Raw genomic sequence first — 12,868 nt, 5'->3', positions numbered from 1 at the left:
CGACCGGGACGGGTGAACGCCGTGTGCACGCGCGGTGTTCGGGGAAGTCCCCGCACAGCGGCGACCATACCGGCGACCACCCCGGCGGTACTCCGCGCCAACCGCTCAGTACGGGCGGGCCCGCTTCGCGAAGGCCGGCGACAGCTCGTTCTGCGCGGCGCGCGGGAAGGCGACGGTGTCGGGGTTCCCGTCCGAGACGTACCGGCTCTTTCCGGCGGCGAGCTTGTCCAGCCAGCGCGAAGAACCGAACTCGGCATCCTCGTCCTTCGGCCCCGCCGAGCGGATCCGGGGGATCGCGCCGGGTGTGAAGGCCTTCGCGAAAGGCGAGACCGACGGGTTGGCCCCCACGAGATACACCCCGTCGTAGCGGTAGCCCGTTCCCCGCGCGGCCACCCCGGCCGGCTCGGGCATGGCGCCGAAGGGCAGCGCGAGCGAGGTGACCCGCGTCCCGGGTGCGGCCTTCTCGATCGCCTGCTGGCCGGCCGAGATCGCCCTCGCGGCGCCCGCCTGGTCCAGGGAGCGCAGGTTCTCGTGACGGTCGGTGTGGTTGGCGACCTCGTACCCGTGCGCCTTCAACCAGGTCAGGGCTTTGGCCGAGCCCGTGGCCGAGAAGGCGTCCGCGTTGACGAAGAAGGTCGCCACCGGCTTGAACGCGGGGTACTTCTTCGCGGTCTCCGCCAGGATGGCGACGGCCGTATCCGGGACCGGGGTGCCGTCCGCGCCGAGCCGCACCTGACTGTTGGTCGAGTCGTCGAACGTCAGGACCACCGGGTGGGTGCCGGCCGGGATGTCGATGCGGCCCGTCTGGAAGTCACCTGCCGTCACCGGCACGTAGTCCTCCCGTGCGAGGCGTTCCAGCTCGGCCCGGAAATCGGCCGGTGTGCGGTCGTAGACACTGGTCGGCTTCGCGGTGAGCTGGTGGTACATCAGCACCGGCACCTGGCCGAGTTCGTTGGCGCCTACCTCCGCCGGGCCCTTCGCGGCGGCGGGGCCGACCGCCGCCTGCGAGGCGGTCGTACGGGGGTGCCCGGTGGCCGTTGACGACCCGGCGGAACAGCCGGTGGCGAGCAGGGCGGCGGCGCCTGCCAGGGCGCCGAGTGGGATGAGCGGGTGGCGCATCGGGAGCCTTTCCGAAAGGTAGGTGTCGCGCCATACCTACCGGCGCAGGGAGGCTCCCTACCGCACTGTCCCCTGCATGGCGTAGCCGCCACGCCGCAGGCGATCCGGGCCGTTCGTGTGAAATATCGGCGGAAGCAGTCGACCGGCCCACGCAGCGGCAATGAATGGAGACAGCATCAGGCCCGCACCCCCGGCACGAAGGACGTCACGATGCCCCGTACCCGCATACCGCGCTCCGCCTCCTCCCGCCGTCTCCGCCGCCCGGCCCGCCGCGGCGCCCTCATAGCGACGACCGGGGCGCTCGCTCTGGCCGGTGCGGGCGTCGGAGCCTGGACGTTCCTCGCGCCGGGTCCGGGCATCCAGGGCGTGAGCGACGGCGCCGTTCTCGACGCACGCGCGGCCGCCCAGGTCAGCGCCTATCTCGCCGCAGGTGCGCCCGGCGGCGGAAACAAGCCGCACGCCACCCTGGACGGCGCGGCGGTCCCGCTCACCGCCGAAGGCGCCCGCCTGAAGATCGGCCTCCCGCACCTCAAGGAAGGCCGGCACACCCTGGTGGTGGCGGGCGGCAGCAGTCTCCCCTTCGCCTCGTACCGCAAGGTCGTGGGCTTCAGCGTGGACACCACCCCGCCGGAGCTGAAGGTGGCCGACCCCGTGATCAAGAACGTCGCTGCCCCCGTGACCATCACCGGCAACGCCTCCGGTGACGCCGACGTGAGCGTCAACGGCAAGAAGGTCCCCGTCGACAAGGCCGGTGCCTTCAAGGCCGTGGTGCCGAAGGGCACGCCGCTGGTCACGGTCAAGGCGGTGGACCGCGCCGGAAACACCACCACCAAGGACGTGTCCGCCCGGGGGCGCCGCCCCATGATCCGTGCCGCGCACATCACCGCCATCGGCTGGGGCGACGACACGCTGCGCGGCGGCGTCCTCGCACTGGTCCGCAGCGGAAAGCTCAACGCCGTCGAGCTGGACGTCAAGGACGAGGACGGCGAGGTCGGGTACGCGTCCCAGGTGCCGTTGGCCCGCCGGATCGGCGCCGCCAAGGGCTACTACGACGCCCGCAAGGCGATCGCCGAGATCCACGCCGCCGGCGCCCAGGTCATCGGCCGCATCGTGGCCTTCCGCGACCCCAAGCTCGCCGCGGCCGCCTGGAAGGCCGGCGACCAGGACCAGCTCGTGCTGACCCCGTCGGGGCAGCCCTACGACGGCGGCCACTACGGCGCCCTGTCCTTCACGAACTTCGCGAACCCCACGGTCCGCAAGTACAACCAGGACCTCGCCGTCGAGGCGGCCCGGCTCGGCTTCGACGACGTTCTCTACGACTACGTGCGCAGGCCGGACGGCCCGCTGTCGCACATGCGCTTCCCGGGCATCGGCACCGCGACGCCCGAGCAGTCCATCACCTCGTTCGTCGCCGACACCCGGACCGCGCTGCGTCCCCACGCCAAGTACCTCGGCGTCTCGGTCTTCGGCATCGCCGCGACCCGGCCCACCGAGATCGCACAGGACATCGGTGCCCTGGTCAAGGTCACCGACTACGTCGCGCCGATGGTCTACCCGTCCCACTGGGCGCCGGGGGAGTACGGCGTCGCACAGCCCGACACTTCCCCGTACGCGATCGTGCAGCGCTCGCTCGCCGACTTCGCCCGCCAGGCGAAGGACACGCAGACCGAGATCGTCCCGTGGCTGCAGGACTTCTCGATGGGCAGCACCTACGGGCCGGCCGAGGTGGCCGCACAGATCAAGGCCGCCGAAGCCAACAAGATGAGCTCCTTCATCCTCTGGAACGCCGGCGCCCGCTACCAGGGCGCGGCACTCCAGCAGATCGCCAAGCGCTGACACGGCCCGGCCGACGGCCGGGCAGGAGGCGGGTCCCCGGTTCCGGGGGCCCGCCGAAGCGCGTTCAGGCCTTGAGGATCCGTCCCGACACCGCCAGGGTGAGGCGCCGCGGCGTGAGGGCGGAGGCGAGGGCGGAAGCGCGGCCGGCGAGGCCGGCGACGGTGCTGGGCGGGGTCTTGCCGCGCTCCAGCGCTCGGCGCGTGGCGGTCACGACCTGCTCCGGGGTGGCCATCCGGCCGACGGCCGCGTCGCGGCTGCCGACGACGTCGAAGAACTCCGTGCTGACCGGACCCGGCGATACGGCGAGCACCCGCAGCGGAGAGGAACGGGTCTCGTAGCCGACGGCCTCGGTGAAGCTCAGGACGAAGGCCTTGGTGGCGCCGTAGACCGCCATCGCCGGGGTCGGCTGGTAGGCCGCCGTGCTCGCGACGGTGACCAGCGCGCCCCGGCCGTCGGCCGCGAGATCGGGCAGGAAGGCCCGGGTGAGCTCGGCGACGGCCACGACGTTCAGCTGGATCATCTCGTTGATCTGCGAGACGTCCTGCCGGACGAAGGGGCCGTGGCTGCCGAACCCGGCGTTGTTGACGAGGGTGTGGACCGTGATCCCGCGGGCGTCGAGCTCCGCGCGAAGAGCGGCCGCGGCACCGGGCCGGGCGAGGTCGGCGGCGACCACGTGGGCCGTGACGCCGTAGCGCTTCTCAAGATCCGCCGCGAGCCCTTCGAGCCGGTCGAGGCGGCGGGCCACGAGTACGAGGTCCGCTCCGCGCTCGGCCCACTGGCGGGCGAACTCGACACCGAGGCCGGCACTTGCCCCGGTGATCAGGGCCACGGTTCCCTGGTATGTCATAGGCATGGTCGGCTGCTCCGTTTCCACGTGTTGATGGTCTCGAATGTAGGCGATGCCACCATTGTAGTCAATGACAACATCTGGAGAGGGGAGCCCGCCTTGAACGAGGGGCCCTACCACCACGGCAGCCTCAGGGCCGCTCTGCTGGAGCGCGCGGAGACCGTCCTCACCGAGTCGGGTGTGGACGGCCTGTCCCTGCGCGCCCTGGCCCGCGACCTCGGCGTCAGCCACGCCGCGCCGTCCCGCCACTTCCGCGACCGGCAGGCGCTGCTGGACGCCCTCGCCGTCAGCGGCTTCACCCGGCTGAACGAGCGCCTGCGGACCGCCGCGGAGGCGCCCGGGCCGGTGCCGGCGCGCCTGGCCGGCCTGGGGCGGGCGTACGTGGAATTCGCGGTCACCCACGCACCCCTGCTGGACCTCATGTTCAGCGCCAAGCACGCCGACGACTCCAGCGCCGAACTCAGGGAGCTCGGGCACCGCAGCCTCGAAACGACCGCCGAGCTCATCGCGCAGGCGCAGGCGGAGGGCACCGTCCGCGCGGGCGACCCGGCCCGGCTCGCCCAGGTCGCCTTCTCCACGGTGCACGGCCTGGCCACACTGGCCCTGGGCTCCCTGCTCGACGACACCCCGCTGGCGGAGGCCACCGACCTGGCCCTGGACGTACTGCTGACCGGCCTGCGCCACCCCGACCGCTAGCCCCGGGCCTCCGGGTTCCCCCGCCGGCGGGGGAACCCGGAGGCCACGGAGGAGGGGTTCACCCGACGGGCCCGCGTCAGCCCGGGTAGGTGATCGATCCCAGCGGCGGGCAGGGGATGAGCACGGTGCCGGCGTCGGGGCGTTCGACGAAGGCGCGGGCCGCGGCGGCCCGCTCGCGCCGGGATTCCAGCTCCTCGGCGTGCCAGGCGTCGCGCCTGGCAAGGGAGTCGTCCCACGAGTCGTCGATGAGACTCAGGCTGGTGTTGCCGGAGCTGCGCTGGAACTCCGCCTTCAGGGCGGCCTGTCGGAGGGCGGTCTGGGTCGCGGCGAGATCGATGCGGGTGATCAGGACGCCGGCGGTGTCCGGTTCGCGGGTCGGTATGGGGGCCTGCGGGAGCAGCGACACCCCGGTGTCGAGGCGGCCGATGTTCTCGACGCTCGCGTTCTGGGCGTCCCTCGTCATGATCTGCATTTCCCGGTGCAGCCAGAAGAACTCGTCGAGGTCGGCCTGGGTGACGCGCATCCGCTGGTACAGCGCTCGGAACCTGGGATCGTGGTGCAGCGGACGTATGGGGGCGACGTGGAGCGCCACGCAGTCGTTGAAGCCGGCGGTCACCGCGGCGTCGAGGTGGAAGACGACCTGGTCCGCCTGCCCGTGCGCGAGGGCCAGGCCGCCGAGGGTCGCATGGCCCGCGGCGACCAGCCACGTGCCCTCGGGGCCGAGCGCCGCGGCGCGCGCGATGACGTCGTGGAGACCCGTGATGGCGTCGGCGCTCTGAGGGGCGCCCGGGACGTCACGCGCGAGCGAGGAGGGGGCGTCGTGCACCGGTACCGACACGGCGGCGCCATCGGTCAGGAGCGCCACCAGCAGTTCGTGCAAGCGTGCGGCCGGTGAGTTGACGGTGTCGGCCATGGATCTCCTCGGACCTCGGTGGTGAAGGACGAAAGGGTTGTTGAGCCTGTGGTGATCCCCGTGGAGATGACGGGCGCACGCGATGAGCGGTTCCTGTGCGCCCGCCGCGGCGCCACTCCCGTCGCACCAGGGCGGTCATCGCGGCACGTTCCGTCTCCGGCCGGGCGATCGGGGTCTTGGGGGCGCGCGGGATCTCGGGCCAGAGCGCTTCGTACCCGGTCTGGATCCGGAAGACCTCGTCGGCGAGGAAAGGGAACCGTTCCGGCGGTCCGGGCGGAACGGGATGTCAGTGCGGCTCTGTACCTTGCGGCCATGGGCATCTACCTGGTCGGCGTCGGCGCGAAGGAGTGGTTCGGTGAGGAAGAGGGAGATCGGGGCGCCGTCGCCTCGGCCCTGAACCGGGAGCTGGAGCAGCGCGGGCTGCCGCCCTACCTGTCCGTGCCCGAGGAGGCCGCGTTCGTCCGCGGCTCCGGGCAGTCCTTCGAGGAGAAGCTCGTTCCCTCCATGGACGGGTTCGGTGCGCTGTGCGAGGCACACCTCTCGCCCGAAGAGGCAGACTCCCTCTGTGGCTGGACGGTGCTGGTGCCGGTGCCCCTCGACGAGGACGTCCGGCTGCCCGTCGACGCCGGGTGCGACGTGATCGCCGGCGCGCCCCGGATACTGGCCCTCGCCGAGCGGCTGGCAGCCGCCATCAGCCTGCCCGCCGACATCCCGGTGGCGTGCGACAACCTCGAGCTGACCGGGTGGTTCCTGGACGGAGCGGCCGAGGAACTGGCGGCCACCCGGCCGGGACCATGGAGCGAGGACCTGGGAACGGCCTTCTACGTCGCCCTGTTTCTGCGCGCCGCCCAGCACTCGATCCGGCGCGGCTGCCCCATCGTCTACTCCTGAGGGGAGTCGCGGGAGACCCGGTCCCGGGGCGACGGTTTCGGTCGGTGCATGGACTCCAGCCCCCGGCGGGCGGCACGACCCGGATCGAGGATGGACGGCACCGGCTGGTGGCAGGCAGAGGGATGCTCAAGCTGACCACGGACCTGCTCGTGATCCACCCGACCCGGCTGGAGGCGTGCCGGGACTTCCACGCCGGGCTCGGCCTCGACCTCGTACCGGAGCGGCGCGGCAACGGGCCGGACCCCTACGCCGCGACCCTCGGGGGACGCCGCCCCGGGGCTCGGGCCGCCGTTCCGGTACGGCAGCCGGGCGGTTCGYGGCCGACCCGTGCGTGCGCTGGGGTGGGCACGGGACGCAAGCTGATATGCCGTCACATGTCGCCTGCCTGCCGCCCACCGAGAGGGACCCCGGTCCATGCCGTACCCGCTGATGCTCCGACGACGCTTGCACAGGCTGCTCACCGCCTCCCTCGGCGCGCTGCTCGCCGTCGCCGCCACCACCGCCCCGGCACGGGCAGACGTGGGGAACGTGACGGAGTACCCGATCACGACCCCCGACAGCTTCCCCGCCGGCATCACGACGGGCCCCGACCGGGCCCTGTGGTTCACCGAGTCCGGGGCCAACCGGATCGGGCGCATCACGACCGGCGGCGCCATCACCGAATACCCGCTGCCGAACGCGGACAGCATCCCCCAGAACATCACCCAGGGCCCCGACCGTGCCCTGTGGTTCACCGAATACACCGGCAACAGGATCGGCCGGATCACGACGAAGGGCCAGGTCACCGAGTTCCCACTGCCCGGCCCGGGCCGCTACCCCCTCGGGATCGCGCTCGGCGCCGACCGCGCGCTGTGGTTCACCGAGTCGGGAACGAACGCCATCGGACGGATCACGGTCGACGGCACGGTGACCGAGTACGCCCTCCCCACGCCGGACGGCTTCCCGTACTACATCGCCGCCGCCCCCGACGGCTCCGTGTGGTTCACCGAGCTGTTCTCCGGCAAGATCGGCCGGATCAGCCGGTCCGGGCACGTCACCGAGTTCCCGCTGTCCAGCGACTTCTCGTTCCCGAGCGGCATCGCGGCCGGACCCGGCGGGATGTGGTTCACCGCGAGCGGGCTGAACTCGGTGGGACGCATCACCCCGCGCGGTGACATCAAGCTCTTCCCGGTGCCCGTCCCCGACTACCAGGTCTACGACATCACCCGCGGTCCGGACGGACACATGTGGTACGCCGTGCAGTCCGGCCGCATCGGCCGGATCAGCGGGAGCGGTGAGATCACCGAGTTCGAAGTCCCGGGAGGCGCGGACAAGGTGCCCTTCAACATCACGGCCGGGCCCGACCGGAACATCTGGTTCACCGAGCTGGTGGCCGGCGCCGTCGRCCGTGTCCAGGCCCTTTCAGGCAGCGGGGCACCGGCGGCCCACCCGGCGCCTGCGGGTCACCCCCACCAGCCGCTCCACCCGGCACCCATGGAGCACCGCCCCCTCCACCTCGTGCCCGGCCGGACCGGCTGGCCCCCACGGTGATCCCCCCGTCGGCCAGGCGGGATCCGGGCGAGGCGCGGGCCTGACCGGAACCGCGGCAGCGGTGATCAGCTCACACTCATCCCTCGCTCCGGCCACACGCCCCGCTCCGTGTGCAGGGCGTTGAGCTTCCGCGAGGCCTTCAGGAACGTGTGGTCGACCAGCGCGTCCCGGACCGTCGAGGTGCGGGAAGCCTTGTCCACGGTCAATCGCCGCCCGAAGTCGTCGGGGTCGTCACCGAATTCGTACTCCACGCCCTCTTCGGTCTCGGAGATCTTCCGGAAGTACACGATCGCAGCCATCCACCACTCCTCTTCGAGGTCTTCGCGCCCGTCCGGCCACGACCCGGTGCGCCCCTGAACGGTCCCCCGGATCCTCGCGTACCGCGCGCCGGCCCGGGCGGGCCGGGCCGGCGCGCAGGATCCGGGCGGCATTCCGCGCGCCCCTCACCCCGCAAGCCGGAGTCTCCGGGCGCTCGTTCGGCCGGTGACCGGGGTCCGTTAGGCTCACGGGAATGGAAGCCCGTACCCCGCCCGTCCTCCTCCTGTCCGCGCCCCGCACCTCGACCGCCGAACTCATCGCCCGGGCAGCGGCCTGGCGCGGCTACGAGGTGACCGAGCGGGCGGCGCGCGCCCAAGGACGACGGGTCCACTGGTACGGAGGCCCCCGTGCGGCCGCACGCCTCGCCGGCCCGCTGGGCCTCGGGCTGCTCGAACCGGCCGACGACTGGCTGACGCACGTACCGCACCCCCTCCTGCGGCGCAGCCTACGGCTCACCACCCTCGCCGAGGCCCGGACGCTGCGGGAACGGGCCTTCGTGAAGCCGCCCTCTGCCAAGATCGACCTGCTGCCCGCCGCCGTCCACGAGGACGGGACCAGCCTGCCCGGCCGGCTCGACGGCTCCACGCCGGTCCTGGTGAGCGGGGTGGTTGAGTTCGCCGCCGAGTACCGGCTGTTCGTCCTCGACGGCGAAGCCGTCACCGGTAGCCGCTACGCCGTCCACGGACGCCTCGACCCGGCTCCGCTGGACGCCGAGAGCCGGGCCTTCGGCCGTACGGTCCTCGACGCGACGGCCGCCGGTCTGCCCAGCGCGGTATGCCTGGACATCGGCCGGCTCACCGACGGCGGCTGGGCGGTGGTCGAGGCCAACATGGCGTGGTTCGCCCACTGTTACGCCGCCGAACCGGACCGTGTCCTCGACACGGTGCTCCGCGCCGCCGGCCCGATCACCGCGGTAGCCGAGCGGGACCGGCCGCACCGATGGGCGGCCCGCGCCTTCGGACGCCCCTCAGTCCTGAGGGGCGTCGAAGCGGACGGAGCGGACCTCCAGGGTGACAGAGGTTGATGCACTTGCCGCGCGATCGACAGGACCAGGGTGAGGGCGCCGAGACAGGCGCCGACGGTGGAGCGGAGCCTCATGACGGGAAAGGTCCCTTCCGGAGGTGATCGCGGGGTGGTGCGTGCCCGCCCCCAGGAGGGGTTCCGGTGGCGAATCGATCCGCCTGATCACCCGCTCTGGTGCGTCACACCGGTGCCACCTGATCGGACCAGAGGGCCCCGGACAGGGCGGCGGCCGGTGTCGGCGGGACGGGGGCGGCTGCGCGTCGCCGTGGTGGGCTTCGGCCACGGCCCCGACGAGCCCGCGGGTTCAGGCCTGAGGCGTGTCGGGAACGGACACGAGATCCATGGCCGCCCGGGATCCTGCCGCATCGCACGTCTACGTGCTGTCATGTGGCGGGTGCGGGTGCGGGTGCGGGTGCGGGTGCGGGCGCGGGTGCGGGAGAAGGAGTCGGGTGTGATTGGCGCGGTTTCGGGGACGACGGGCCGGTCGGAGCCGTGGAACGGGAGGCCCTACGCGCAGGCGATGGACTCGCGGGAGGGAGACCTCTCGCTCAGGGACGGGGAGGGCTGGCTCCTTCCCCTGGAAGTGGTGCGGTGGACCGGGCCGCCGGACGTGGGGGACGAGTCGGTACTGGCACGGTGTGAGGGTGGGGTGCTGGACATCGGGTGCGGGGCGGGTCGCCTCGTGGAAGCCCTGGCCCGGCGGGGGAGCGAGGTACTGGGCATCGACGTGTGCACCTCGGCTGTGATTTCCACGGTGTGCAGGGGCGGTCCCGCGCGCAGCGGCTCGGTGTTCGACCCGCTGCCGGCGGAAGGCAGTTGGGGTACGGCGCTGCTCATCGACGGGAACATCGGCATCGGCGGTGACCCGGGCCTGCTGCTGCGGCGGATCGGTGATCTCGTGTGCGACCGGGGGCTGCTGATCGTGGAGGTGTCCGCGACGGAGGTGAACGAACGCCGGCGGGTGCGTCTGTACGCCGGGCAACGGGCGGTGAGCCCGGTGTTCTCGTGGGCCGCCGTGGGTCCGTCCGCGCTGGAACGGCTCGCCCGGGAGTCCGGCTGGTCGGCCACCGAGCGGTGGACCGGCCCCCGGGGCGAGCGTCACTTCGTGGCTTTGCGTGCGTGGGCCTGAGCGCGGACCTCCCTGCGCCGGGGCCGCAGCCGCAGCCACGTCCCGATCAGGAAGACGGCGGCCGAGCCGATGAACAGGCCGGCGGTGATGAGGAGCCATCGGGTGAGGAATCCGTCGGCGGGCAGGGCCGTGTAGGCGGTGTAGTGCCCGCCCTGCTCCAGGATCAGCGGCCACCACACCAGGAGCAGCAGACCGGAGATGAAACCCGGGACGCGCAGGTGGTTGATGCTCGGCCACGGCGTGCTCTCACCGGCGGGGTGCTGCCCGGGTAGCAGCCGCTGGGCCGCCCGGTCGGTGAGCGAATACAAGGGGAGCAGGAGCAGGTCGTGCACGAGCGCGGCTCCCACGAACCAGATCGCCACGCCCAGGGTGTCACCGTTCAGGAGCCTGATCCCGGCGTACACGGCGAGCGCGAAGGAGGCCAGGACGAGGAGCAGGTGGAGCGGGGAGGCACCGTAGCGGTGGCGGAAGGCCGAAGCCGCGCCGCGGGCGGAACGGGCGGAACGGGCGGAACGGGCGGAACGAGGGGTCCGGGGGGTCATACGGGCTCTCCGAAGGTGAGGCGGGTGACCCACTTGGTGTTGTGGACGCCCGGAGCGGCCGGGATGATCACGCGCGCCGGGTAGCCGTGGTCCGGGGACAGATCGGCGCCGTTGACCCGCATCGCGAGGAGCGAACGGTGGTCACGGGCCTGGTTCGGCGCGAGGACCACGGAGGAGAACGAACCTCCGCGCTGCACCGACTCGACCAGGACCTGGGGGGTGTCGGTGCCGAGCCTGACGAGGGCGGCGAGGTCGCTGAGCCGTACGCCCGACCACTGCTGGTCGGGGGTGGACCATCCCTCCACGCAGGCGATCGGGAGGGCCGATTCGTTCTGGGGCAGGGCGAGGAGCATCTCGCGTGTCAGTACCACCTGCCGGCCGCCGCCGCGCACGGTCAGCCGCCAGGCGGGGCCGATGTCGCTGGGCCGGATCCCGCTGGACGCGGCCGTCTTGTTGATCTGGAAGCCGTTCGGTCCCGTACCGGGGTCGCGGCCGTGCGGGGCCAGCAGGGCCGTCTGTCGCCACCAGCCGCCGATGCTCTGCCCGGCGGTCACGAAGAGGAGCGCGAAGGAGCCGGATCCGACCATGGCGAGCGCCCCGCGGCGGGAGATCGTCGGACGGGCCGGACGTGGCGAGACCAGCCCGGCGGCCTCGTGGGAGCCGGATGCGGGCTGGTGGTTCCCGCCGGACCGGACCGCACGCAAGGCGCGGGGAAGACGGAACGCGACGTGGACGACGAACGCGCCGATGAAGACCCAGGAACTGTAGAAGTGCAGGGTGTAGAAGGAGCCCGGGAAGATGTAGTCGAGCTGGATGTTGAGGATGCCGGTGACGAAGGTGAAGCCGGCGCCGCCCACCAGCAGCAGGAGCGAGAGGCGCTCCAGGGCGTGCGCGGCGGATCTCACGGGTGGCCACTCGAACAGCTTCGGGATCACCGACCACAGCTTGGCCAGCAGGACGGGTACGAGGGCCACGCCCAGCACGGTGTGCACGCCCTGGGTGAGCCGGTACAGCCAGTAGGGAGAGGTCGGCCAGGTGAAGAGGTAGAACCCGAGCCACCCCTTGTCCGGTGTCTGGTCGTTGCGCACGGCGAGGTCGGGGTTGTAGGCCGCGTACGACAGCAGGCCCGTGATGAACAGGAGGGTGATCCCGGCCAGGAGGGCCAGTCCGAACACCCCGGTCAGCCAGGGGCCTCGCAGGGGGCTCCGCCAGAATTCCGGCCGGGCGGGGCCGGGCGGTGGGCCCGCCGCCCGCGCCCGTTCCGCCGTGGCCCGGAGCCGCTCGGTGGCCGAGGGCCGAGGTGGCGGTGCGGGCCTCGGGTCAGCGGAGCCGCGCACTGGTTCCCCGTCCGGCCCGTGCTGCCTGCCGCCGTGCGCGTCCATGTCGGGCACCTCCGTAGATATCAGGCCTATCGGGCGTTGGTGCCCCGGAAAACATCCCGCACCCACATGTCGAACCCCTCGCCTGACACGCGGCGTGGTCCTTACGACTGCCGGGGCGCGTTGTCGCGCCCGCGGGTTCGGGTCGCGGGGCCGGCGATATGGCCGTCACGGCTCAGGCGCTGCCCGTTCCGGCCCGCCGGCCGGCCGCCCGAGGGGGGATCGGTGTACGGCCCCGGCGGCTTGAGGCGCACCCGGGGGACGGCCACGGCAGGTCCGGGCCCCAGCCGCGGGTTTCTGCCCCGCCCCGCGGCGTCAACGACCTCGACCTCATGGCGGACGAAGCGGCACAACTCGTGACTTTCAGTGACATTCGAGCGCCTCGGGGGTGAGCCGCCCCATAGGACTCACGTCACATGCGAAGCGGGGTAGTAGCCGGTGAAGGCCCGGTGTCTCCGCTGCTCGGCAGATCTCGTACCGGCTTCGTGGGTACGTCCTGCGAGGGTCGGTAGTAGGTGGGGTCTTTGCCAGGGGGTCGGGGCGTCGGTAGAACTGGATGAGTCGCCGGGCGGCACGGGTGTTTCACCCGCCGCCCTGGATCCCCTCTGCTCCTGCGTGAGTGGTTCACGCACGTCTTCGGCGCGC

Annotated in this window: 12 protein-coding genes; 6 read left to right on the top strand and 6 right to left on the bottom strand. The window is 72.3% G+C overall.

Going from position 1 to position 12,868, the window contains the following annotated elements:
- Positions 1–105: 105 nt before the first annotated feature.
- Positions 106–1,119 (bottom strand): polysaccharide deacetylase family protein, encoded by a 1,014-nt coding sequence (locus AB4039_RS27965; RefSeq protein WP_266844600.1) that lies wholly within the window; start codon positions 1,117–1,119, stop codon positions 106–108.
- Positions 1,120–1,329: 210 nt separating this feature from the next.
- Between AB4039_RS27965 and AB4039_RS27960 the strand changes: the two genes are divergently transcribed.
- Positions 1,330–2,955, top strand: coding sequence for a putative glycoside hydrolase (locus AB4039_RS27960; RefSeq protein ID WP_266844598.1), 1,626 nt, complete (start codon positions 1,330–1,332; stop codon positions 2,953–2,955).
- A gap of 64 nt (positions 2,956–3,019) precedes the next feature.
- On the opposite strand, the gene AB4039_RS27955 is transcribed toward AB4039_RS27960, so the two are convergent.
- Entirely contained in the window at positions 3,020–3,808 is a 789-nt protein-coding gene (locus tag AB4039_RS27955) for an SDR family NAD(P)-dependent oxidoreductase (RefSeq protein ID WP_442272097.1), read from the bottom strand.
- 93 nt (positions 3,809–3,901) lie between these two features.
- On the opposite strand from AB4039_RS27955, the gene AB4039_RS27950 reads away from it, so the two are divergent.
- Positions 3,902–4,498: a TetR/AcrR family transcriptional regulator gene (locus AB4039_RS27950; RefSeq protein ID WP_266844595.1), complete on the top strand. Its 597-nt coding sequence runs from the start codon at positions 3,902–3,904 to the stop codon at positions 4,496–4,498.
- A 76-nt stretch (positions 4,499–4,574) separates the two neighbouring features.
- Here the strand turns inward: AB4039_RS27950 and AB4039_RS27945 are convergent, their stop codons facing one another.
- On the bottom strand, positions 4,575–5,411 hold the full coding sequence (locus AB4039_RS27945) for a hypothetical protein (RefSeq protein WP_442272096.1): 837 nt from the start codon (positions 5,409–5,411) through the stop codon (positions 4,575–4,577).
- 312 nt (positions 5,412–5,723) lie between these two features.
- Here AB4039_RS27945 and AB4039_RS27940 point away from each other — a divergent pair, with 312 nt between their 5' ends.
- Both AB4039_RS27940 and AB4039_RS27935 read left to right on the top strand, forming a co-directional pair.
- Positions 5,724–6,302, top strand: coding sequence for a hypothetical protein (locus AB4039_RS27940; protein WP_266844593.1), 579 nt, complete (start codon positions 5,724–5,726; stop codon positions 6,300–6,302).
- Between the two features lie 414 nt (positions 6,303–6,716).
- Entirely contained in the window at positions 6,717–7,832 is a 1,116-nt protein-coding gene (locus tag AB4039_RS27935; RefSeq protein WP_442272095.1) for a Vgb family protein, read from the top strand.
- Between the two features lie 65 nt (positions 7,833–7,897).
- Here AB4039_RS27935 and AB4039_RS27930 read toward each other — a convergent pair whose 3' ends face one another.
- Positions 7,898–8,131, bottom strand: a complete 234-nt coding sequence (locus AB4039_RS27930) for a hypothetical protein (protein ID WP_442272094.1) — start codon at positions 8,129–8,131, stop codon at positions 7,898–7,900.
- A 212-nt stretch (positions 8,132–8,343) separates the two neighbouring features.
- On the opposite strand from AB4039_RS27930, the gene AB4039_RS27925 reads away from it, so the two are divergent.
- Positions 8,344–9,174 (top strand): ATP-grasp domain-containing protein, encoded by an 831-nt coding sequence (locus tag AB4039_RS27925; RefSeq protein WP_442272093.1) that lies wholly within the window; start codon positions 8,344–8,346, stop codon positions 9,172–9,174.
- A gap of 450 nt (positions 9,175–9,624) precedes the next feature.
- Complete coding sequence (locus tag AB4039_RS27920) at positions 9,625–10,302, top strand: methyltransferase domain-containing protein (RefSeq protein ID WP_266844588.1); 678 nt, start codon at positions 9,625–9,627, stop codon at positions 10,300–10,302.
- Here AB4039_RS27920 and AB4039_RS27915 read toward each other — a convergent pair.
- A complete protein-coding gene (locus tag AB4039_RS27915; protein WP_266844587.1) occupies positions 10,272–10,844 on the bottom strand; it encodes a hypothetical protein in 573 nt (190 codons plus the stop codon). The two genes, AB4039_RS27920 and AB4039_RS27915, sit on opposite strands and share 31 nt — an antisense overlap.
- Positions 10,841–12,226, bottom strand: coding sequence for a molybdopterin-dependent oxidoreductase (locus AB4039_RS27910; RefSeq protein ID WP_442272092.1), 1,386 nt, complete (start codon positions 12,224–12,226; stop codon positions 10,841–10,843). The genes AB4039_RS27915 and AB4039_RS27910 overlap by 4 nt, the downstream gene beginning before the upstream one ends.
- Between the last annotated feature and the right edge of the window lie 642 nt (positions 12,227–12,868).

Source organism: Streptomyces sp. M-16 (assembly GCF_052114405.1).
Taxonomy (GTDB): Bacteria; Actinomycetota; Actinomycetes; order Streptomycetales; family Streptomycetaceae; genus Streptomyces.
Note: the sequence above shows the minus strand (reverse complement) of the source record. Positions and strands in the feature narration are given on the sequence as shown.